23 protein-coding genes are annotated in these 23,953 nt (G+C 38.5%); 19 read left to right on the top strand and 4 right to left on the bottom strand.

From position 1 onward, the window contains the following. Position 1: 1 nt before the first annotated feature. From EYD45_RS03575 to EYD45_RS03500, 16 genes are all read left to right on the top strand, one after another. Positions 2-2,503 (top strand): heavy metal translocating P-type ATPase, encoded by a 2,502-nt coding sequence (locus EYD45_RS03575; RefSeq protein ID WP_130962987.1) that lies wholly within the window; start codon positions 2-4, stop codon positions 2,501-2,503. Between the two features lie 26 nt (positions 2,504-2,529). Continuing rightward, complete coding sequence (locus tag EYD45_RS03570; RefSeq protein WP_130962986.1) at positions 2,530-3,018, top strand: DUF305 domain-containing protein; 489 nt, start codon at positions 2,530-2,532, stop codon at positions 3,016-3,018. Positions 3,019-3,024: 6 nt separating this feature from the next. After that, on the top strand, positions 3,025-4,797 hold the full coding sequence (locus tag EYD45_RS03565; protein ID WP_130962985.1) for an efflux RND transporter periplasmic adaptor subunit: 1,773 nt from the start codon (positions 3,025-3,027) through the stop codon (positions 4,795-4,797). 44 nt (positions 4,798-4,841) lie between these two features. Next, positions 4,842-5,150, top strand: coding sequence for a DUF6660 family protein (locus EYD45_RS03560; protein WP_130962984.1), 309 nt, complete (start codon positions 4,842-4,844; stop codon positions 5,148-5,150). Between the two features lie 124 nt (positions 5,151-5,274). Further along, entirely contained in the window at positions 5,275-9,618 is a 4,344-nt protein-coding gene (locus EYD45_RS03555) for a CusA/CzcA family heavy metal efflux RND transporter (RefSeq protein ID WP_130962983.1), read from the top strand. Next, positions 9,618-10,817, top strand: a complete 1,200-nt coding sequence (locus tag EYD45_RS03550) for an efflux RND transporter periplasmic adaptor subunit (RefSeq protein WP_130962982.1) — start codon at positions 9,618-9,620, stop codon at positions 10,815-10,817. Before EYD45_RS03555 ends, EYD45_RS03550 begins: the two co-directional genes overlap by 1 nt. A gap of 22 nt (positions 10,818-10,839) precedes the next feature. Continuing rightward, positions 10,840-11,256 carry a Fur family transcriptional regulator gene (locus EYD45_RS03545; RefSeq protein ID WP_130962981.1) on the top strand — a complete coding sequence of 139 codons (417 nt, stop codon included), beginning with the start codon at positions 10,840-10,842 and terminating at the stop codon, positions 11,254-11,256. 57 nt (positions 11,257-11,313) lie between these two features. Further along, on the top strand, positions 11,314-11,670 hold the full coding sequence (locus tag EYD45_RS03540) for a SpoIIAA family protein (RefSeq protein ID WP_130962980.1): 357 nt from the start codon (positions 11,314-11,316) through the stop codon (positions 11,668-11,670). Between the two features lie 11 nt (positions 11,671-11,681). Then, on the top strand, positions 11,682-12,053 hold the full coding sequence (locus EYD45_RS03535) for a DUF3703 domain-containing protein (protein ID WP_130962979.1): 372 nt from the start codon (positions 11,682-11,684) through the stop codon (positions 12,051-12,053). Continuing rightward, a complete protein-coding gene (locus EYD45_RS03530) occupies positions 12,053-14,017 on the top strand; it encodes a heavy metal translocating P-type ATPase (protein WP_130962978.1) in 1,965 nt (654 codons plus the stop codon). The genes EYD45_RS03535 and EYD45_RS03530 overlap by 1 nt, the downstream gene beginning before the upstream one ends. A gap of 92 nt (positions 14,018-14,109) precedes the next feature. After that, complete coding sequence (locus EYD45_RS03525) at positions 14,110-14,595, top strand: asparaginase domain-containing protein (RefSeq protein ID WP_130962977.1); 486 nt, start codon at positions 14,110-14,112, stop codon at positions 14,593-14,595. Between the two features lie 9 nt (positions 14,596-14,604). Then, positions 14,605-15,522, top strand: a complete 918-nt coding sequence (locus tag EYD45_RS03520; protein ID WP_130962976.1) for a LuxR C-terminal-related transcriptional regulator — start codon at positions 14,605-14,607, stop codon at positions 15,520-15,522. Positions 15,523-15,781: 259 nt separating this feature from the next. Continuing rightward, positions 15,782-16,618, top strand: coding sequence for an RteC domain-containing protein (locus tag EYD45_RS03515; protein WP_130962975.1), 837 nt, complete (start codon positions 15,782-15,784; stop codon positions 16,616-16,618). Positions 16,619-16,938: 320 nt separating this feature from the next. Then, entirely contained in the window at positions 16,939-17,223 is a 285-nt protein-coding gene (locus tag EYD45_RS03510; RefSeq protein WP_130962974.1) for a helix-turn-helix domain-containing protein, read from the top strand. 3 nt (positions 17,224-17,226) lie between these two features. Then, positions 17,227-17,979 carry a hypothetical protein gene (locus EYD45_RS03505; RefSeq protein ID WP_130962973.1) on the top strand — a complete coding sequence of 251 codons (753 nt, stop codon included), beginning with the start codon at positions 17,227-17,229 and terminating at the stop codon, positions 17,977-17,979. Then, positions 17,963-18,625, top strand: coding sequence for an ATPase (locus tag EYD45_RS03500; protein ID WP_130962972.1), 663 nt, complete (start codon positions 17,963-17,965; stop codon positions 18,623-18,625). The genes EYD45_RS03505 and EYD45_RS03500 overlap by 17 nt, the downstream gene beginning before the upstream one ends. A 75-nt stretch (positions 18,626-18,700) precedes the next feature. On the opposite strand, the gene EYD45_RS16915 is transcribed toward EYD45_RS03500, so the two are convergent. From EYD45_RS16915 to EYD45_RS03480, 4 genes are all read right to left on the bottom strand, one after another. Then, on the bottom strand, positions 18,701-18,907 hold the full coding sequence (locus EYD45_RS16915; protein ID WP_130962971.1) for a GDCCVxC domain-containing (seleno)protein: 207 nt from the start codon (positions 18,905-18,907) through the stop codon (positions 18,701-18,703). Further along, the gene (gene merTP / locus EYD45_RS03490) at positions 18,907-19,512 is read right to left on the bottom strand and encodes a mercuric transport protein MerTP (protein ID WP_130962970.1); all 606 of its coding nucleotides are present in this window, start codon (positions 19,510-19,512) and stop codon (positions 18,907-18,909) included. Before merTP ends, EYD45_RS16915 begins: the two co-directional genes overlap by 1 nt. A gap of 10 nt (positions 19,513-19,522) precedes the next feature. Beyond that, positions 19,523-19,894, bottom strand: a complete 372-nt coding sequence (locus EYD45_RS03485; RefSeq protein ID WP_130962969.1) for an ArsR/SmtB family transcription factor — start codon at positions 19,892-19,894, stop codon at positions 19,523-19,525. A 236-nt stretch (positions 19,895-20,130) separates the two neighbouring features. Beyond that, entirely contained in the window at positions 20,131-20,760 is a 630-nt protein-coding gene (locus tag EYD45_RS03480; RefSeq protein WP_130962968.1) for an N-acetylmuramoyl-L-alanine amidase family protein, read from the bottom strand. 189 nt (positions 20,761-20,949) lie between these two features. On the opposite strand from EYD45_RS03480, the gene EYD45_RS03475 reads away from it, so the two are divergent. The 3 genes from EYD45_RS03475 to EYD45_RS03465 are packed head-to-tail and all read left to right on the top strand — an operon-like array spanning position 20,950 to position 23,947. Then, positions 20,950-21,237 carry a hypothetical protein gene (locus tag EYD45_RS03475; RefSeq protein ID WP_073243663.1) on the top strand — a complete coding sequence of 96 codons (288 nt, stop codon included), beginning with the start codon at positions 20,950-20,952 and terminating at the stop codon, positions 21,235-21,237. Between the two features lie 36 nt (positions 21,238-21,273). Further along, positions 21,274-21,558 (top strand): hypothetical protein, encoded by a 285-nt coding sequence (locus EYD45_RS03470; protein ID WP_130962967.1) that lies wholly within the window; start codon positions 21,274-21,276, stop codon positions 21,556-21,558. After that, positions 21,545-23,947 carry a TraG family conjugative transposon ATPase gene (locus EYD45_RS03465; RefSeq protein WP_130962966.1) on the top strand — a complete coding sequence of 801 codons (2,403 nt, stop codon included), beginning with the start codon at positions 21,545-21,547 and terminating at the stop codon, positions 23,945-23,947. Before EYD45_RS03470 ends, EYD45_RS03465 begins: the two co-directional genes overlap by 14 nt. The last annotated feature ends 6 nt before the right edge of the window (positions 23,948-23,953 follow it).

Raw genomic sequence — 23,953 nt, 5'->3', positions numbered from 1 at the left:
AATGAAACATACATATCACATACACGGGATGACCTGTAACGGTTGTAGAACCCACGTTGAGAACATAATAAAAAATATTGACGGCGTAACAAATGCATCCGTCAACTTAGAGAAATCGGAAGCGGTCATCGAAATGGAATCCCATATTTCCATAGATACGTTTCAAGAGGCTTTGAAGAAAGATGGGGGCTCATACAGTATTCACAAAACGGGCGAACATCATAAGGTTGTCGATAAGAAAGAGAAGGCACCGAAGAGCCAAGGCACAGGAACATTCTATTGCCCGATGCATTGCGAAGGTGACAAAACCTATGATAAGCCAGGTGATTGCCCTGTCTGTGGAATGGATTTGGTTGAAGAACAAAATCTATCCAATTCTTCAGCTACTCAATATACTTGTCCTATGCATCCCGAAATCGTAAAGGATGAAGCTGGAAGCTGCCCAATTTGTGGGATGGATTTAGTACCAATGGAACCCGATATGTCCGCAGAAGAAAAGACCTATAGAAAACTACTTAAAAAGTTTTGGGTTGCCGTGGCATTTACACTACCCATCTTTTTGATTGCAATGTCCGAAATGCTGACCAATAATCCATTATATGGTATTCTGGAATTGAAGTATTGGAATTGGATTCAGTTTGTGCTTTCCATTCCAGTCGTGTTTTATGCTACTTGGATGTTCTTTGAACGTGCCTACCGCAGTATTAAAACTTGGAATCTCAATATGTTTACGCTTATTGGAATCGGTGCTGGTGTAGCTTGGTTATTTAGTGTAATAGGTATGCTTACACCTGACTTTTTCCCAGACCAATTTAAGACCGAAGCAGGTACGGTTCACGTCTATTTTGAAGCTGCTACTGTAATCCTCACTTTAGTCCTTTTGGGGCAGTTACTTGAAGCTCGTGCTCACAGCAAGACCAATTCCGCAGTAAAAGAGCTATTGAAGTTAGCACCTAATAAAGCCATTAAAGTAGTCGATGGCGAAGAAAAAGAAGTGAGTATTGACGACATTGAATTAGGCGACATTCTAAGAGTTAAGCCAGGCGATAAGATTCCTGTGGATGGTGTTTTGACCGAAGGGGAAACTTCCGTTGACGAATCGATGATTACAGGCGAACCGATTCCCGTAAACAAAATCGTAGACGATAAGGTCAGTAGCGGAACAATCAATGGAAATCAGTCCTTTTTAATGAAAGCTGAAAAAGTTGGTTCAGACACGCTATTATCCCAAATCATCCATATGGTAAACGATGCTAGTCGCAGCCGTGCACCCATCCAGAATTTGGCAGATAAGGTTTCGGGATATTTTGTACCAGTTGTGGTCATAATTGCCCTGATAACCTTTGCGGTCTGGGCAATATGGGGACCAGAGCCAGCCTATGTTTATGCCTTGGTCAATGCCATCGCTGTATTAATAATCGCTTGTCCTTGTGCTTTAGGTCTTGCAACACCAATGTCCGTAATGGTAGGTGTTGGTAAAGGTGCACAAAATGGGGTGCTTATCAAAAACGCTGAAGCCCTCGAAAAGATGGACAAGGTAGATACACTCATAGTTGACAAAACGGGAACAATTACGGAAGGTAAACCGACAGTTGAAAAAGTTGGGGCTTTTGATAATGGCTTTACTGAAAATGAAGTACTACAATATATCGTTTCCCTGAACAGCCAAAGTGAGCATCCACTCGCTGAAGCAACAGTTAAATACGGAAAGGAACAACAAGCTGAATTTCTAAAAGCGACTGGTTTCAATGCTGTAACTGGTAAGGGTGTTGAAGGAAAGGTCAACGGAAAAGAATTGTCTTTGGGCAATACTAAAATGATGGAAATAGCAAATGCGAAACTTTCAGAGGCTATGGAAAACGAAGCGCAAACCTATCAAAAGCAAGGCAAGACAGTTTCTTATCTGGCTATTGATGGCAAGACTGTTGGATATGTTGTTATAGGTGATAAAATCAAGAAAACAAGTGCCAAAGCTATCAAAGCATTGCAGGACAAAAATATTGATGTCATAATGCTTACAGGCGATAATCACGATACCGCTCAAGCCGTGGCAAAAGAGCTCAACCTAGCTGATTTCAAGGCAGGAATGTTACCTGAAAATAAATTACAGGAAGTTGAAAAATTGCAGAATAATGGTCACGTAGTCGCAATGGCGGGTGATGGTATCAATGATGCCCCTGCCTTGGCAAAAAGTGATGTTGGTATAGCAATGGGAACGGGAACAGATGTAGCGATTGAAAGTGCAGCACTAACATTGGTTAAGGGCGACTTACACAGTATTGTTAAAGCACGAAATCTAAGCGCTGTTGTTATGAGGAACATCAAGCAGAATCTGTTCTTTGCCCTCATCTATAATACGTTGGGTATACCGATAGCAGCCGGTTTACTCTACCCATTTTTCGGAATCCTTTTATCCCCAATGATTGCCGCTTTAGCAATGAGTTTCAGTTCCGTATCGGTTATTGCTAACGCACTAAGATTAAGAACAAAATCAATTAAATAATTCTTTAACTATAAAAACCAAAATTTATGAATTCACAAGAACACAAAAACGAGAACAATGGATTAAGTAAGTACACTAAATTTTACTTGATGCTCGGTTGCTCATTCATTGCTATGTACATCACAATGTACTTAAACACATATTCTTTAGACCACGTATTTTTTAGCTTGACCCGGTTTTATATGGTATGTCTTGGCATAGCGACTATGGCCGTAATAATGTGGTTGTTTATGCGGAATATGTATACCGATAAAAAGAAGAATATTGCCATTTTGGTAGGCAGCCTAATCCTATTTGTTGGGGCTTTGACTTTAGTAAGAGAACAAAAGACAACAGTTGGGGACGTTCTCTGGATGAAAGCTATGATTCCCCATCACTCTATTGCGATTTTAACGAGTGAACGTGCTGATATTAAAGACCCTGAAGTGAAGAAACTGGCACAGGATATCATCAAGGCACAAAAGAAGGAAATTGAAGAAATGAAGCAGATGATTGAACGATTAGAAAATAAATAATTTGATATGAACAAAAACATTTTATACATCGGTATCGCAGCTTTGATAGGACTTTTAGGTGGGTGGCTCATTTTTGGTGGCAATTCTACCGAAAAAGACGAGGCGGCAATGACCGAAACGCACGACCATTCTGCCGAAAGTGCTGAACAAATGTGGACGTGCTCTATGCATCCACAAATTATGCAACCAGAACCAGGCGACTGTCCTATATGCGGTATGGATTTAATTCCGGCAGAATCTAGTGCTGATGGCCTTGCAATGAATGAAATAAAGATGACAAAAAATGCAATGGCATTGGCAAACATCCAAACCACTACTGTAGGAAATGCATCGGCAGGCAGCGAAAATATGATTTCGCTTTCAGGAAAAATCAAAATGAATGAAGAGGAAAACGCCATTCAAGCGAGTTATTTTGATGGTAGGATTGAACGGCTCAATGTCAACTTTGAGGGTCAGGAAGTAAGGAAAGGGCAACTTTTGGCAACCATTTATGCGCCAAATTTAGTAGCGGCTCAGCAAGAATTGATAACTGCAGCTTCCCTTAAAGCATCGCAACCAGAATTATATAAAGCGGTACGCAATAAACTTAAACTTTGGAAGCTATCGGAAAGTCAAATTAATAGTATCGAAGAATCAGGGAAGGTTAAAGAAAACTTTCCCATATACGCAACGGTTAGCGGTACGGTATCTGAAAAGATGGCTTCTGAAGGCGATTACGTAAAGCAAGGGCAACCCATCGTAAAGGTGAGCAATCTAAATTTGGTATGGGCAGAATTCGATGCTTATGAAAACCAAATTTCAGAATTCAAGAAAGGTCAGAAAATCAAGGTTACAACCAATGCTTATCCCAATGAAATATTTGATGCTACGGTTTCATTCATAGACCCCGTTCTGAATACTCAAACGAGAACTGTCGTGGTTCGAGCCAATTTGAAAAACAACAAAGGGATTTTTAAGCCAGGGATGTTCGTCACAGGCAAAATCAAAAGCAAATCAACTAGTTCAGAAGTACAACTTCGCATTCCAGCGAGTGCGGTAATGTGGACAGGCGAACGCTCATTAGTTTACATCAAGACAAATCCAAATGAACCCATTTTTGAAATGCAGGAAGTAACGCTTGGCAATCGAGTTGGTGATATTTTTATGGTCGCTTCCGGATTACAAGAAGGCGATGAAATAGTAACTAATGGGACTTTCACGGTGGATGCAGCTGCACAATTACAGGGTAAGAAGTCAATGATGAATAAATCAGACGGAAAAACAATGACAGGACACGAAGGACACTTAGGTATGCAGAATACAGGTAACGAAACCACTAGTAGTTCAACAATGAAAATGGAACTACCAAAGACAGTTCAAATTGCGTTTCAGTCTGCTTTAACGCCATATCTTAAAATGAAAGATGTCTTTGTAGCTGGTGATGCTCAAAAAGTTTCGTCTTTCTCACAGGAAACCTTAGAAATATTAGAGCCAGTTTCTGATTCGGATTTGGGTAAAATGGAACAAGCCCACATTTCCAAAATCAAAAAAATGTTGAAGTCAATAAACGAAAGTGATAACATCGAAAATCAGCGTAGCCATTTTGTGGTTTTGAACCAAAATTTTATACCGATTGTAAAGACTATAAAAGGGTTGAACCCAAAGGTATATATTCAGAAATGCCCAATGGCAAATAACAACAGAGGGGCGTTTTGGATAAGTAAAGATAAAGTCATCAGTAACCCTTATTATGGCGAACAGATGCTTACTTGTGGAAGTGTAGTTGATTCATTGAAATAATACTTTGCAACACAGTTGCACGAAAATCTTTTTATCTTTGTAGCTTGAAATACTTTACACTCATATTAGCAATTTACTTCTTAGCACTTAATGGTGTGCCCTGTAGCGATACAGGAAACATTAATGAAGATTCCCAAGTAGTTTCCGTAATTGACTATGATAGTGAGCACGACCAAGATTGTGAATTATGTTCGCCCTTTTGTCATTGTCATTGTTGCCACGTTCACACTATAGATTTTGGCATAACTTCATTCGAACCGTATCAACCTAAGATTTCACAAGAGTACTTCGACCATTTCGATGGTTTTGAAAACAACTTTTTTCATTCCCTTTTACAGCCCCCACAGGTATAATTCAGTTTTCATAGGATAGCTATATCCTGTTTTGACGTGTCCTTATTTTGGATATGTCAAAATAGTGCATTGCATTTCTGTAATGTGCCCACAGAGAATTTAAACTGAATTAACACCCATATCTATGATTAATAAAATCATTGATTTTTCAATCAATAACAAATTTATTATTGGTCTGCTCACACTTGCATTAATTGGTGCAGGTATCTATAGTATGACCCAAGTTCCTATTGATGCCGTGCCAGATATTACCAATAATCAGGTACAGGTCATTACACAATCGCCCAATCTGGGGACAGAGGATATTGAGCAATTTGTAACCTATCCTGTCGAGGTGGCAATGAGCAACCTGCCCAATGTCAAGGAAATCCGTTCGGTTTCCCGCTTTGGTCTTTCCGTTGTAACTATTGTCTTCGACGATGATGTAGGAACCTATTTACCCAGACAGCTTGTTGCGGAAAAACTGACAGAGGTACAGGAACAAATCCCTATGGGTTTTGGTGAACCGTCTATGGGACCCATTTCAACGGGACTGGGCGAAATCTACCAATATACCCTTGAAGTCGATGCTGAGCACAAGGGCGAGTATTCTGCAACGGAATTGAGAACGATTCAGGACTGGATAGTTCGCAGACAAATGGCAATGGTTACCGGCGTTGTGGAAGTAAATGCTTTTGGCGGAAATAAAAAACAATACGAAGTAGCCGTTGACCCTGATGAACTTCGAGCAATCGGAATTACAATATCTGAGGTGTTTTCCGCTTTGGAAAACAATAATCAGAATACGGGCGGTGCCTATATCGAGCGAAACCATCAAGCTAATTTCATCCGTGGCGAAGGGCTTGCCAGAACCGTTTCGGATATCGAAAATATGGTCGTAAAAACGGTCAATGGTATTCCTATCAAGATTAAAGATGTTGGTAAGGTGAGTATAGGAAGTGCCGTCCGTTACGGTGCGCTGACAAAAGATGGCAAAGGCGAAGCTGTTGGCGGAATGATTTTGATGCTTAAAGGGGCTAATTCCAACGAAGTTATCGAAAACGTGATCCAACGTATGGAACAGATTCAGCAATCACTTCCTAAAGGTGTTAGTATAAAACCATTTCTTGACCGAAGTGAATTGATTGCGGAAACAACGGGAACGGTAACTGGAAACCTTTTGGAAGGTGGGCTTATCGTAATCTTTGTTTTGGTTTTGCTCTTGGGAAATTGGCGTGGTGGTCTTATAGTAGCATCCACTATTCCGCTATCGCTTTTGTTTGCATTCATACTAATGAACGTTTTTGACGTATGGGCGAACCTGATGAGTTTGGGGGCGATTGACTTTGGAATCATTGTGGACGGTGCGGTCATCATCGTAGAAAGTACTGTTTTTCTAATGTATTCTTATGTAGTTAAAAAGAAGGCTGTGAGTTCTGAAACGAGGGACGAAATCGCTGCAAAGGCTTCTAAAAAGATGATGAACGCCGCTTTCTTCGGCCAGCTTATAATTCTTATTGTCTTCCTACCCATTTTAGCTTTGGAAGGTGTTGAAGGTAAGATGTTTCAGCCTATGGCTTTAACTTTCATCTTTGCTATGATTGGTGCAATGTTGCTTTGTCTGACCTATGTTCCGATGATTTCAGCGTTATTCTTAAGACCGCCGAAATCCGAAAAAAAGTCTTACGGCGATAAGTTTGTCCATTGGATTGAAAGAAAATACGAGCCGCTGTTGACCAAATCGCTTACTAAAGGGAAGATGGTTATAGGTATCGCTATTGCTCTTTTTGCAGTTGCCATTTTTGCCTTTACCAGAATGGGCGGCGAATTTATCCCACAGTTGGATGAAGGCGATATTGCGTTTCACGCCATCCTAAAACCCGGAAGTTCCCTTTCAGAAACCATAGAAACAACCACAAAAATAGAGCAAATAGTTAAGGCGGAATTTCCAGAGGTGGAAACTATCATCAGTCGTATCGGTGTGGCCGATGTACCTACTGACCCGATGCCGATGGACATTGCCGATGTCTTCGTCATCCTTAAACCAAGTGATGAATGGACATCCGCCGAAAGCAAAGATGAACTGGTCGAAAAAATGAAGGATGCCATAAGCATCGTACCCGGGGTCAATTATGAATTTACCCAGCCTATAGAAATGCGTTTTAACGAACTACTTACGGGTGTACGTGAAGATGTTGCTATTAAACTGTTTGGGGAAGATTTGGACATACTGGCAAGCAAAGCGGAAGAAATGGGTAAAATCATTGCAACTGTTCCGGGTGTTGCGGATATGAAAGTAGAGGCTACCGATGGCCTTCCGCAAATTACGGTTAACTATAATCGTAACAAGCTCGCGCAATACGGTCTTGAAATCAACCAACTCAATAGTGTGTTACAAGCTGCATTTGCAGGTGGAAAAGCAGGCGTAATTTTCGAGGGGGAAAAGCGGTTCGATTTGGTAGTTCGCCTACAAAAAGAGAATCGGGAAAGCATTGCTGACATTAAAAACCTGTTCATAAACCTTCCAAATGGTTCACAAATTCCGCTACGTGAAATTGCAGAAGTGAGTTATGAGCCTGGTCCAATGCAAATAAGTAGAGACAATACAAATAGACGAACGTATGTAGGTATCAATATTCGTGACCGTGATGTTAAATCTGTAGTAGAAGAAATTCAGGATAAATTAGATGCCCAATTTGAATTACCACCTGGATATTACATTCGTTATGGTGGGGCTTTTGAAAACCTCGAACGTGCCAGCAGTAGGTTACAGACTGTTGTGCCAATAGCTTTATTGCTCATATTCATTCTGATTTACTTTGCCCTAAAATCCTTTCCGCAAACCTTGATGATTTATGTAGCAATACCTATGGCGACCATAGGTGGCGTGTTCGCTCTATGGCTTCGGGATATGCCTTTTAGTATTTCGGCAGGGGTCGGTTTTATTGTGCTCTTTGGGGTAGCTGTACTGAATGGATTGGTAATGATAAGCGGTCTGAATGAACTGAAGGAAGAAGGCGTAACAAACTTAAAAGACAGGATTGTGGAAGGCACAAAACGTAGGATACGCCCGATTATGCTTACTGCCTTTACCGATATTCTTGGTTTTTTGCCTATGGCGATTTCAGCATCCGCAGGGGCTGAAGTGCAAAGACCCTTGGCTACCGTGGTTATTGGTGGATTGATAACTTCAACCCTTTTAACGCTGTTTATTCTGCCCATTTTTTATCAATGGGTCGAGAAACGTTCTGAACGAAAGGCAAAATTGAATCCAAAATTTGCTACCGCTATGGCAGTAGTTTGTTTGCTATTTACTTCTGCTTTCGCTAAAGCGCAGCAAGTTCCACAGAATGATTCGCTGCCGGTAATATTATTGGAAAAAGCGGTAGAAGTTTCTAAGGAAAATTATCCGCTCTTGAAAACGAAACAGTTGGAAATTCAAAGACAAACTGCATTAAAGGGGACTGCTTACGACTTTGGCAACACCCAAGTGTTTACAGGTGGCGAGGAAATATCGGATGGTCAGGGTATTTATACATTGGTTGGCTTAGGGCAACAGAATATCAACTTATTCGGCATAGGTGCGAAAAAGCGTCTGCAAAAGCAACGTATCGCTTTGGCCGAAACAGCTCTTGACCTTTCTGAACTTCAAATAGAACAGGAAGTTAAAAAAGCTTGGTCGCAAGCCTATCAGCAAAGGCAAAAATTTGAACTGTACCAAGAACTGGATTCTATCTATTCACAATTTGAAAAAGCCATTGCCCTCAATTATGAGGTAGAAGCCATTTCACGCTTGGAATATTCATCAGCTACCAATCAAGCCTTGCAAATCCGCAACAAATTGCAACAGGCCGAAAGCGATTACGCCATTGCCCTTCAAAAACTAAACCTATGGTTAGTTTCAGACACTTTCTATACTGTACCTAAATCGCTTGACGAAAGTGAATTTGCCGTATTGGGCATACCCACAACAGTGGAAAATCATCCCAAACTGAAACTTTCGCAAAAGCAAATTGATGAAGCTGAGGCAAATTATGACGCAGCTCGTGCTGACTTGCTTCCCAAGTTTAATCTTCAGGGCGGACTTCAAAGAGTGAACGGCAATAGCGGGTTTTACACTTATCAGGCTGGTATTTCCATTCCTTTATTTTCTGGTACGGAACGTAGCCAAGCCAAGGCCGCTAAAATTGACGGCGAAATTGCAAGGACTAATGCTGATTATACACAACGCCAATTGCAATCCGAATATCAACAGGCCGTAAAGTCCTATCAAAAGTGGGAAACATCTTGGCAATTTTATAAAAATAAAGCCTTACCCCTTGCCGAAGAGCAACGCAGAGGCGCACTACTTGCCTACAAGGAAGGTGCAGTGGACTATGCAGCATTTACACAAATAATAAGGGATGCCATAAATACCGAAATGGATGCGCTGGATGCGCTCGACAATTATCTAAAATCAGTTTTCGAACTACAATATTTTAAACAATAATGAAAAATCTATCTAAATATACAGTCATCGGTTTATTGGTTATGCTCTTAGGGTTAACCTCTTGTGGTGATTCTAAATCAGAGTCAGCTGAAAACAGTAAAGGAAATTCTGAAACGGAAGAAGCCCACGCAGAAGGCGAAGCTGAGGAAGTGATGCTCACAGCAAAACAGTTCGATGCATTACAAATGAAAATCGACACCTTACAAATGCGAAATATGAGCGGGTATGTGGAAGCGAACGGTCAACTGGAAGTCCCTCCCCAGAACGAGGCCACCATAACAACAGTTGTAGGTGCAAACGTGGTTTCCATCGAGGTTATCGAGGGTGATAAGGTCAATAAAGGGCAAACAGTCGCTTACCTCTCGCATCCCAACATCATTCAGAAACAGACAGACTACTTAAATGCTTTTAGTAATAGTCAGTTTCTGAAAAAGGAATATGAACGACAAAAAACCCTTTACGATGCGGGTGTAGGAAGCGGTGCCAATTTCCAAAAGGCAGAAGCTGAATACCAAGCATCCCGAAGTATGGCAAAAGGTCTTGAAGCCCAACTGCAACAACTTAACGTTAGTGCATCGGGCGTAAGAAACGGAACGATTTACCAGCGTGTGGCGCTTAGAAGTCCCATCGAAGGATTTGTACAAAAGGTAGAAGTCAAAACAGGGCAGTATGTAGAACCCCAGACTGACCTAATGGAAATTGTGGACACCCACCACGTGCACGCCGATTTGATGGTCTTTGAAAAGGATGTCTATAGGGTAAAGGAAGGTCAAAAAGTAACGTTTAATGTCCAATCCAATCAAGGGCAGGAACTGACCGCGGAAATCTATTCCGTAGGAAAAACTTTTGAGCAGAACCCGAAAGCGATACACGTTCACGCAGAAATTGAGAACAAGGAAGGCAACTTGATACCCGGAATGTACATTCAGGGACGCATACAAACGGATAACAATAAGACGTTGGCTATACCCGAAAGTGCCATAGCCGCTGATGGTAACCGATTTTTTGTGTTTTTAGCTGAAAAGGAAGGTAACGATTGGGCTTTTACACCTAATGAAATAACAAAGGGGGCTAAAGACGGGGAATGGATTCCTATTGATTTTCTAACGGAACAAAAATCGAATGCCAAATATGCCTTAAACAACGGTTACTATTTAATGGCAGAAATGAAAAAAGGCGAAGCAGAACACTCACATTAAAATTGATTAATAACATCATTAGATGAAAGAAATAGAAAAAACATTGGAAAACAAAAGTGTGCGACCTACGGCAATGCGCATTTTGATTTATAAGTATATGGCCGAGAAAGAAATTGCTGTTGCATTAACGGACATTGAGAATGCTTTCGCGAAAGCGGACAGAACTACGCTTTACCGAACCTTAAAAACTTTTGAAGAAAAGGGAATCGTGCATCAAATAGACGATGGCACCAATATTTCAAAATATGCGCTTTGTGAACCAGGGTGCAATTGTGAAATCGAACAAGATTTACACCTGCATTTTCATTGCAACAACTGCGATGAAACCGTATGCCTTACAGAACATAAGATACCGCAGGTTAATCTACCAGATGGATATGTGGCTGAGGATGCTAACTTGGTTATAAAAGGTATTTGCGAAAAGTGTAGCGGGCGATAAATGCACTTCCGTTGCACGGTTTAAACCTGTACTTTGAACGCTGAAAAATAAGAACTTATGATACAGTTTATAGATACGAAAAAAGAGAACCTAATTGCAGCAAAGCTTTCGGGCAAATTGAACGAAGAAAATTTAAAGACCGTTCACAAACAAATCCATCGAATCATCGACAAGGGTCACAAAGTGGACTTCTATTTTGAAATGGAAGATTTTGAAGGCTATACTATTAAAGGGTTTTGGGAAGACATCAAGACTGATGTAGCCCATATCAAGGATTACGGGAAAATAGCATTCGTCGGAAATGAAAAATGGCAGGAATGGGCAGCAAAGGCAACCGATTTCTTTACGGGAAGCGAGGCCAAATATTTTGAAGCCAAAAATAAGGAACAGGCTATGACTTGGATTAATTTATAAAAACTTGTTAGATGAAATTTAATACCAACATCCCTAAAGGTTTAAAAGAATACTATGATAAGGAATTGAATCTATATCGTAATGCATTGAATCGGAAAGATTATGGAATTGCTTGGAAGCATCTTGAACGCTCGCACATACTTGGGCAGTCCTATCCTTACGAACATACCTATTCTCATTGGCTAATGCTCAAATTTGGCTTTAGACAAAAAAATACAAAAGAAATTTTAGGTCAAGTTGTTCGATTGGTCGTTGGCGGGTGGAAATCATTTATTGACCACGTGCCCGTAGGAAATACGGGTGGTGTTAACGTTCCACCTCTTAAGAGAATGGAACTTCCTCACGACTTGGAAATTATCTTAAACCAATACAGACCAACCTAATGAAAAAGAAAAAAGTAAACTTACGTGATTTAGACCCTAAAGAACATAAGGGCGAGCACAGCCACGATGAAGGACACAATCACAGCAGTCCGGAAGAATTGTCAAACTTCAGAACTTATTTACCTGCCATTTTCAGCTTTGTGATGCTGATTGCTGGTATTGCCATTGATTATTTTGATGCCTTTCCCTTCTTTAAAGGTTGGATTCGCATAGTCTGGTATACTGTGGCTTATATTCCCGTGGGATTTCCTGTCATACGGGAAGGTTGGAACAGCATCTTAAAAGGCGACTTCTTCACGGAATTTTTCTTGATGTCCATTGCCACTTTGGGGGCATTTGCCATAGGTGAATATCCCGAAGGTGTGGCGGTGATGCTCTTCTATGCCGTTGGCGAACTGTTCCAGAATGCAGCGGTCAACCGTGCCAAAAGAAATATTAAAGCACTACTCGATGTGCGCCCTAATGAAGCATTGGTTTATCGTGATGATGATTTTGTTTCTGTCAATCCTGAAACCGTCCAGATTGGCGAGAAAATTCAGGTTCGGGTGGGTGAAAAAGTACCACTTGATGGTATTTTACTTTCAGAAAAAGGGTCGTTCAACACAGCTGCTTTAACAGGCGAAAGCAAGCCAGATACCATTGCGAAAGGCGAAAAGGTTTTTGCGGGAAGTATCAATCTCGATGGTGTCATCGAAGTTGAAACCACCAAAGAATTTAAGGACAGTTCCATTGCCCGTATTCTGGATATGGTCCAGAATGCCACCGCTCGTAAATCAAAGACTGAATTGTTCATCAGAAAGTTTGCACGGATTTACACACCTATCGTTGTATTTCTAGCTATTGGTCTGACTTTTCTTCCTTATTTCTTTGTTGATGATTACGTGTTTCGTGATTGGTTGTACAGAGCATTAATTTTCTTAGTTATTTCCTGTCCCTGTGCATTGGTTATTTCCATTCCTTTGGGCTATTTCGGTGGTCTGGGTGCAGCATCACGTAACGGTATTTTATTCAAGGGCGCATCCTTTTTGGATGCAATGACCAAAGTGAATACCGTGGTAATGGACAAAACGGGAACTGTTACCAAAGGGGTCTTTAAGATTAAGGAAGTGGTCAATACATCCGCTTTCGCGGAAGCGGAATTTATGCAATACTTGATGGCGATGGAAGAACAATCTACTCATCCAATCGCAAAGGCAATATTGGAATATAAAGCTGACGGTGTTGACTTGGAAGCAACTGAAGTTTCTGAAGTTGCTGGAAAAGGCTTAAAAGGAACGGTCAATGGAAGAACCGTTTTGGTCGGTAACAAAGCATTAATGACTTCGAACAGTATCGAAGTACCCTCTGAAACCGATAGCATTGTAGAATCAATAGTAATGGTTGCCATTGATGGAAAGTTTGCAGGTTATGTAACCATTGCCGATGAACTGAAGGAAGATGCCCACCAAGCTATTAAGCAAATAAGGGAAGCTGGAATTTCAAAAATCATAATGCTTTCTGGCGATAAAGATTCCATTACGCAACAGGTTTCCAAAGAATTAAATATTGATTGGGCAAAAGGTGGTTTACTACCGGAAGATAAGTTGAACGAGGTTGAAGGGCTCAAAAAACAACCTGAAACGAAAGTAGCCTTTATAGGCGATGGTATTAATGACGCGCCCGTATTGGCAGCAAGTGGTGTAGGTATCGCAATGGGTGGCTTGGGTAGTGATGTTGCCATTGAGACGGCAGATGTCATCATCCAGACCGACCAACCAAGTAAAATTGCAAGAGCAATTAAAATTGGGCGTTCTACCCGAAAAATTGTTTGGCAGAATATTGGTTTGGCATTTGGTGTAAAGGCTATCGTACTTATTCTTGGTGCTGGTGGACTGGCAACAATGTGGGAAGCTGTATTTGCCGATGTGGGTGTGGCATTGTTGGCTATTTTAAATGCGGTACGATTGCAGAAAATGAAGTGGTAAGAATCATAGAATTTTTCCCATTGAAGTTACCAGAATGAAAATTGATTACCAATAATAACCGTTATATTGTAGGTCACAACAAGTCCTATTTTATGATACATATAATCACAACAGGCGGTACAATTGAGGGGTTGGACTATAGCGAAAAAAATAGCCAGAACCAAGAAAGCAAAATCTCTATTGAGAACTTTTTTAGGTCGGCGAATGTCTCATTTTCCTATACCATTGAAAGTGTTTTGAATAAAGACAGCCGCTCTATAACAGATGAAGACCGCCAGCTATTGGTAGATAAAATTAAAGCTACAAGCGCAGAAAAAATAGTATTAACCCACGGTACTTTCACTATGGAAGATACCGCAAAATATATCGGAAACCTTAACCTAAATAAAACGATTGTCTTGGTTGGCTCATTTGTTTTAGGCACATCCAATGGTACAGACGCCCCTTTTAATTTAGGTTATGCAATATGCTCAGTTCAATTTCTAAAAGCAGATGTATATGTGGCAATGAATGGCACTATATTTCATTGGAAGAATGTGACAAAAAATTTAGAAACCAACAAATTTGAGCAGCGATGAAAAAGATAAATGTTTGGTACATCAATACATTGGACGACTTTTTTCTATCTTTTATTAGATACGGTCATTGTATTGTTCACACTCTACTATTCAACTCGAAAAGATTCAAGTGGTTATAAGCGATTTTTATCTTTGGGTATTTTATTTATTACCTATAATTTAACAGGTGGATTTTTGCCAATTAAGAATTTTCCTGGTCCTCTCATTCTTCAGTACATCATAACTTACGGCGTTGCCATAACTCTATGCGTTTATATAGTTTACTACCTCTATAAAGAATATGATATCATTGTATTAAAGTACAATTCTTCTATTAGAAATTTAGCGATTTTGTCTTCTGGAAGTTTTATTATACTATTTTTAATCCCATACTTTTTTACCTATTCCTTAGACGCTTCAAGGTTACTTTTTACCATACCTATTTCTGTTCTTGCCTTTGTGTTTTTAGGTATGTTTTATGAAAGAATTTCCCATCCAAACAATCCAAATGAATACATCCTACGTCGTAATAGGTTATCAATGATTAGCGTGACAAGTATTGCGTTGTTACCTATACTAACCTTAATTGGGGATTTTCAATGGTTGACTTTTACTGTTATGAACGCGGCTTTTTATGCCATAACGATTATTGAAATAGACCGACATTTATATTTTTTGGAAAACAAGACCAAAATGTATGAAGTATTTGCAATGAGTAAGGAACAGGCAATTAACTCAGCAGAAACAAAAATAATCTACGAAAACTTGACACGAAGGGAAATAGAAATTACTTTATCTATTCTGAGCAATCTTAGTTACAAACAAATAGCCAAAGATTTATTCATTGCCGAAAGTACTGTCTCTAAACACGCTTCTAATATCTATAAAAAAACTGGTGTAAAAAATAGAAGGCAATTCATTAGTCGATATCGAAAAAAGGCGAAGTAGCGTTGTTCCTGATACCATAGCAATTACCGTAGGAAAATACGGTTTATTCCGTACATATCTACGGAATAAAATACCCTTCTTTCAAAATTATGTTATTACATTTCAGTTGTTCTTTGGCCGCCCTTTGTCGTAAAAACTTCTACTTTCAAGTACCTGTCCCACACATTCGCAACTAAAGAATTCTAACAACCACTAACAACCCATCCAAACTAAGACCACCCGCAGTAATGTCGGTGTTTAACTGTATTTATGGCTATAAATGGATTTAGAATCACTAGGCGAAAATCTTCTCGTAGAATTAGACGGGATAAGGCTCGAAAATCTTCCGATTTTGGAACTATCCTATCGTTCCATCGAGTTAAGTAGAAATTTGCTTACCGTTTTTAAAAGAAATATTTTGGCTAATGATTTTAAAAGCGTTGATGATGAAATTGATTTCTTTAAAAAAATAAAACAAGTACCATTAATTAAACTTATATACTTCTCAGAGATTCATTCTTTTGAAATTCAATTTCCTAAAGCTGATAGAGCTGCCCAACTAAAATTTGTAAAAAAGAAGATTGGTAAACTAAATCGCTTTTTTCTTTATAATCTTGACTTTGGCCAATATGTAAAATCTGGGGCAACCCATTTTGATAAGACATATTACACAAGAGACCATCTCGATAAGTATCACATCACTACTTCTAAATTCTATTTTCAAGACCCTGATTTTTGTACGCCAAGAGATATGCTTTTAGGAAAGTTCAAGGCCTATACTTCCCTTATTAATTATATGGACCAAAAGAAACATTCTATTAAAAATAGATTGAATGGTTTTAGTGTGAATATAAAACCTACTGAAAAAATTATTTGGCCATTTACAAATACAGATTGGGTTGAGCTGCTCTACGCACTATGCGCAAAAGGTCTCGGGAAGCAGGACAATAAAAGTATTATGCAACTTTCTAGAAAGTTGCAACAGATATTTGATTTTGAACCCAAAGACATCTACAAAACCTTTCAAGACATCAAAAATCGTAAAAACAGCCGAACATTGTTCCTTGACCAGCTGATTGCTTCCCTTCTTTCAGAAATGGATAAAAGCGAGGAATAGTCGCTAACCATTCTCATTTACCTATCCTTTTATCTGCTAAAATAAGACCGTACTACGGTTGACCTACGGTAATTAGATTCTCATCCTCTTTTCCATAAATTTTGGTACAATTTAAAGTTCAATTAATAGTGCAAACACCTCAAAACACCCTAAAACTAATCAAATTTCAAAATGTTAAATTTTGACCGTAGTACGGTCGTACTGGGGAATAAAATCCATTAAAGCTATTCAAATTTGTAGAACGAAAGTCAAATCAGGTCAGAGGCTATCAAATTAGTTGATAGCGATGCGATAGCCTCTTTCTTTAAAACCGTTCTATTATGCCCACAAGTATTATTACCACAGACGACCTTCGAGATTTCAAAATGGAATTACTCGATGACATCAAAAAACTATTATCCAAACAAGCTACTGTAAAACTGAAAAGGTATCTCAAATCTTCTGAGGTTATGGACTTGTTACAAGTCAGTCCAGGTACTTTGCAAAATCTTCGTATCAATGGCACTTTGCCCTATACCAAAGTAGGCGGTATTATCTACTACGATGCCGAGGAAATTCAAAATATAATGACCGCCAACCGTGTGCAGCACGGTTCAAATTCTTAAGTAATGAACTATATAAAGCTACTTAATGCGGCTTTTGAAAAGTTCTATTTTGATGACCGCCTAAATCCCACACATATCAGCTTGTATATGGCGCTGTTTCAAGAATGGAACAGTAGTCGGTTTGCAGATGAATTTTATGTAAACCGTAGGGATTTAATGCGTTGTGCTAAAATAGGCTCAAAATCCACCTATCATCGTTGTGTTACGGATTTGGACGCGTGGCTTTATCTATCCTATTTCCCATCTAACAATCCATACAAGGGCAGTAAAATCAAGATGTCCATTATTGGGACAAGTGATGAACCTGATATGGGACGATACAATCCCACATTAGAACAGCTTGCGGAACAGTACTATCCCATACCTGAACCAGTTGTGGGACAGCACCATCCCATAAATGGACAGGTTGTAGACCCATACCGTCCCATAGGTGGACAAGCATTGGTATCTACTACAAACAATATCAAACAAGAAAACTATACAAAACAGCCAAAGGGCTGGCAGGCCGTAATTGATTTTTTTGTTGAAAAAGGTTTTAATGCTGATGAAGGAAAAAAATTCTACGAGCATTATGAAACTAGGAACTGGCAAACTAGCGATGGTCAACAAATTCGTGATTGGCGAGCTTTGGCCACAAACTGGATGGATAGAACTGAGCTTTTCGAAGAAGAAAACAAAGCAAACAAAAACCAAGCGTCCCAAATCAAGGACAACTTGCGAACCACTAAAAACAAAGATTATGGACAACCCCTCTAAAATTATTGAAGGTGGCGTAGAATATTCACTGGGAAAATTTGACGGCAAAAGCGTTGTCTATGACTTTCCAAAAATTTTGATTTACCTGAATGCAAAAGGAAAACTATTGTTTGGCAAGAAATTCAGAATCTATGAAGAAGATAAAAACATACTGCTTAAACTTTGTTCATATTTCATTAAGGATAAAGAGAACTGCGCTACCTACGGTATTGACATTGACAAAGGTATTTTACTTTCTGGACCTGTTGGGTGTGGTAAAACCAGCCTTATGAAATTACTTCGCCACATAGTTCCGTTGCAACGCCCTTACGAAATGATTCCTTGCCGGAATGTAACTTTTGGTTTTAACCACCTTGGCTTTAAAACTGTTGAAGAATACGGCAATACTAAATTCTATTGCTTTGATGATTTGGGCGTTGAACCGGCTGGACGGTTTTATGGAAAAGATTTGAACGTAATGGGCGAAGTGCTCTTATCCAGATATGAACTTTATCTCGATACCAAACATAAAATTAAAACTCACGCTACCACCAACTTAAATGCTGAAGAATTGGAAGAACGCTATGGCAATCGAGTTCGTAGCAGAATGCGAGAACTGTTTAATTTGATTGCCTTTGATAAAGGTGCTGGGGATAAAAGGAAATGATTAAAGTGCTTTTTTATGAATACGTTGCACAAACGGTTATTAAATATATTGACTTAAAGTCTAGTTGGAAAATTTTCAACAACAACTTTTATTTTCCTGAATAGGTGGACAGGCTACAGTTCCGAATGAGCAATAAACGCAACAATCGCCTTCATTTGGTTTCAAAACCATTTTACAATTCTCACATTCGTAAAAGAATTGACAAGCATTTGTCGGCATATCTTCTAATTTTTGATATCCACAGTTCGGACAGGTAATCTCTGATTTTAAAAGAACTTCCATTAGTTTTCTTTTTTGTTGGTTACTTTATAGCCTGTTGAGTTAATTGCTTTCTCGATTTCCGTTTCATTCGTTTTGGTTTGGTCAAATTCAATGATGGCATTCCCATTTTCGTAGGACACTTTTGAGGTTACAATTCCGTCGAGCTTGTTTACTTCGTGGTTGACGTGCTCTTCGCAACTTGCACAAGTCATCCCTTTTACATCAAAATTTACCGTATGGATATTGGATTGATTTACAATAACCACTTCCTTCTTGTTATTCGGATAAAAAATGTGAGAGTAATATGGAAAACTTATTGATATAGCCGCAAATAGCGTAATACTTATTAAAAAACCTTTAGTTTGAAACCACTTTGGCTTTGCATCCACTTCACAACAATCCTCTGCATTTTTCGGTTTTAGATAATCATACCAGGCATAACCAAGTGCTATGACAGCGATACTAATTAAATAGGGTCTAAAGGGTTCTACCCAAGATAAAGCGGATGCACCTCCACCAACGCCAGCAATCAATGCAATAACTGGTGGTATACAACAAGATGATGCGGCTACAGCAGCAAACAAACCTGTATAAGCTGCATTTTTTGATGTTTTTACAGTACTCATTATTAAAAATTTATGCTGTTCTTCTTTTTAATTTAATTGACTTAAAAATACTATTTAGAATATCGGTCTCATCCTCGTTCAATGAATAGTATAAGGTTTGCCCTTCTCGCCTTGAGCTTATAATATCTGCATCTTTCATTTTTCGTATATGCTGTGAAACCGCAGGAATACTCATACCTAAAATATCGGCTAAATCACAAGGACATAGTTCTTTTTCCATATTTAAGAGGAATAGCACCTTTAAGCGTACTTCATTACCTGAAATGGACAGTAGTTTTGTTATTTTATCGAAATCATTAGTCATACCATCAATGACCGTTTTGCAGTTTAGTAACTGCTTATGGTCAGCTTCAGCTCTCGTACAAGAAATTTCCATTTTCATAATAACTATTTAGATGAACAAAGGTATAATTAATTGCGTATTTAAGCAAATGCTTAAATATAAATATTCTGCTATCGTTATTTTGAGTTTAATTGTATCAAAAATACCGTTGGCGCTATGCTATAATAATTCAACTTCTGAACGATTTACATAGTAGAATCACTTCAGAAATAAATTGTACCACAACGGCTTTTAAACTTTTGGTTATCTCTAAAAATAAATCTTTCATAATCGTATTAGTTTTGTATCGATGATAAAATAGTGCTGGCAATGAATTGGACACTGGTAACATCTGAAATATAGTTTCCTTCATCTTTATTTGATAAGAACCCAAGTTCCAACAGAATGGAAGCACAATAGCCTATGGTGTCTTTTAATACCAGAAAGTTTGCAAACTTCACGCCTCTACTTTCATATCCTATCTCTTTGCAAAGTGCTTTTTCAATTTGGTAACCTATATAAATAGATTCTTTTGAATAATTTGTTTGCTTTCGTGAAGCATAAACTTCTATTCCTCTAGCATTAGAATTATCCGAATGATTACAATGTAAAGAGACAAACAAATCTGCATCAAGGATTTTGGCCAGTTTTGTTCTATCCGATAAATAAATAAGCGTATCATTATACCTGGTCAAATAAATATCTAGAGGCCTGTCCAGTTCGTTATTTAGCTTCAAAATGGTATTGGCAATATTAAGTACAACATCCTTTTCTTGGATATTATTAATGCCTATCGCACCAGCATCTTTTCCACCGTGTCCAACGTCAATTATAATTCGTTTTTGAGTACTGGTTTCCTGTCCAAAAATGATGCACATTTTTAAAAGCAAAACCACAAAACTGACGTTTTTGAGCACTTTTTTCATTTTCAATTTTCGGGTTATCAACAACTTCCCTTCAAAAATTCATAGAATTTGATGCCAAATAATAACAATTAAATTCAATTGATTTCAAATAATATTTTATTCACAAATATTTGATTTTCAGTTATTTATGGACAAATATATGTAAATTTCAGAAAGGGAAAATGAATAAAAAATCTAAACAATTTTATTATGAAAAAATCAATCTACTTAGCAACTTTTTTATCGTTGCTCTCAACATCACTTTTTGCTCAAATTGGGGGAATTGAAGATTCCGTTAATGATGTGGGCGATACCATACGTACCATATTTCCAATTTTACTTGGTGTCATCTTTCTAGTTGGATTCCTATTTAACGCAGGACATTTCTTTGGGGAAAACGCAGACCTTAAAAAAGGTATTACTAGAGTACTTGTATTTGTTTTGATTGCGGGTGCGGTTGTGGGCATCTTCACATATTTAATAGGCATCGTAGTATAATTGAACCCTCATCGAGGGCTTTATTAAAAAAGTTGTATGAAGAAATTCGAGGTCTATAAAAACATTAGAAAAAGGGCAGTCATTTTTGGGCTGCCTATTTCCCTGTTCGCCCTAATGATGGTGTCTATTTTGGCTTCGCTGCTCATTATCATTTTCTCTTTCAGTTTCGGGATAATAATTGGCGTTCTCGTTTTTAATGCTGCCTTATATGTAGCCCTCACGAGAATAACACTTAACCCACAACTATTTCAAATGGCTAAAGCCTTCCCAAGAATAATAAGTAACAAAAGAAATTCGGGCTTCGATTATGAACAAGATTAATCTTTCGGCATATAACCCTATTGCAGATGTTCAGGACAATATCATATTTGCCAATAATGGCAATGTCGTTCTGTGCTATAAAGGAACGCTACCAGAAATTTATTCCCTATCAGAAAAAGACTTTGAGGATATACACGGCGCTTGGTTTCAGGCTTTAAAATCTTTACCTATTGGCACGGTGGTACAAAAACAGGATATCTACCTTAAAAAGAGTTACACTTCAGAAGAATTGCCGAAAACAACTTTTTTAGAAAAAGCTACACACGAGCATTTCAAAGGACGTGATTATATGGAACATCGTTGCTTTTTGTTCTTTACACTCACTAAGAACAAGGCTCTAAATAATTCAAAATATGTCAACCCTTTTCGTAAAGTTTCTAAAGGGATTGTTCAACAATTAGATGACAACGTTAAGAGCTTCATTGGCTCGGTTAGTGATTCGGTTTCCTTTATAAACAATAGCCGAAAAATGACCTTTGTCCAGCTTAAAGCGAAAGACATTCAGCACCTCACAAATGGTTATTTCAATGGATTCAATGAAGGTTTTGATACGGACATCATATTAGAAAAGAAAAGCGTCAATATTGGCGAAAACCATTTTGATGCCCTGGCTATCAATAGCGAACTGTGCTTTGGCGAAAGTGTACAGAGTAGCAAGACCAATGAGAAATTCACTTCTGACGATTTCGTGTTTCATCAAGGGTTTATTGATGGCTTAGGGCTTACGCTTAATGAGAATCATATTGTTAATCAAATCCTGTATTTGGATGATAAACAAAAGTGGCGCAAGCTTCTAGATAAGAAAGTTGAAGAACTCAACAAAAGTTCCAACTTCGGTTCACAGAACAAAGTGGTACTTGGTAAAATTCAACATATTCTCGACCAAATCAATGCAGATGACAATGCACGGATTATTCGTGGTCATCTCAACATCGTCTATTGGGATAAAAACCCTGAAAATTTAAGTCGAATCGGTTCTAAAATCAAAACTGAATTTAAGGAACTGGATATTATCCCATATTATCCAAGAGGTGAGGAACGGAAGAACTATATACTAAATAGTTACTGCTGTTTTTCTTCCAACTTTTCAAATAACGATTTATATGTAACGGATTTAAAACACGCACTATGCTTGTTTATTAATAATACAAACTACAACTCGGATGCTACTGGAATTATCTTTAATGATAGAGAACATAACGTTCCAGTTCTAAAGGACGTTTGGGACGAACGCAAGAAGCGTATCAAAGCACGAAACTTTGCCATTTTTGCACCTACTGGCGAAGGGAAGTCCTTTTTGGCAAATAACATTCTACGCCAATATTTTGAGAGTGGTGTCCGCCTAGTCATTATTGACCTTGGTGGATCCTACACCAAATTTGCCAAACTCTATCCTGAGAAATATACGGTGCTTCGTTATGAAAGTGGCAAAAATCTGGGTATTAATCCTTTTTATATAAGCGATGTGAATGACCTGACCCCTGAACGTTTGGAAGACTTGTCTGTCTTCCTGTTTGAACTGTTCGCTTCAGATTTAAAAGTGACCAAAGCACAATCGGTTTCGGTTAAAAAGATACTGCGTCATTATTACAACAATACTTCAGAAAATCATTCGCTGGATGGTTTTTACAATTTTATAGAGCGGAATCAGAAAGACCTTCTGAACACCTTAAAAATCCATCCCGACTATTTCAATATTACCAGCTTCTTGCACGTAATGTCCGAATATGTCGGCGATGGTCTATATAGTTTTCTATTTGAAGTTAGCGAAGACCAGACCTATAAGATTGAGGATAAAAGATTGATTGTTTTTGAACTGGATGAAGTCAAGGACAATAAGGAAATCTTGTCCGTAATGTTGAAGCTGATTAAGTCAGCCATCCAAAGAACTATATGGAAAAATAGAGCTGAAAAAGGTATCATACTATTCGATGAATTTGCAAAGCAATTGAAGTTCGATAATGTGCTGGAAAGTGTCGAATTCTACTATCAAGCTATCCGTAAACAAAATGGTGCGATTGGTATTATTCTACAATCCATCAATCAGCTTCCAAACAATTCCACATCAGCCAGCATACTAGAAAATACGCAAGTAGTCTACAGCCTAAACAATGAAAAAGGCTATAACGAATTGGTCAAAAGGCTCAACCTTTCCAGCCACGACTTGAACCAATTAAAGTCCATCAAAAATAATCTTTCCGGACCACGGAAGTACACCGAAATGTTTATCAAGATTGGGAAGGAAAGCAACATCTTTCGGCTTGAAGTTCCTAAAGAAGTCTATGCAGCTTACTTAACCGATGGCCAGGAAAATGAGGAAATAATGAAGCTCTACAATGAGCATCACGATATGGAAAAAGCAATAATTCAATTCACATCTAAAACATAATATTAT

It is taken from the genome of Hyunsoonleella flava, from assembly GCF_004310325.1.
In the GTDB taxonomy this organism is placed as follows: domain Bacteria; phylum Bacteroidota; class Bacteroidia; order Flavobacteriales; family Flavobacteriaceae; genus Jejuia; species Jejuia flava.
This window is presented reverse-complemented; position numbering and strand designations above follow the sequence as displayed.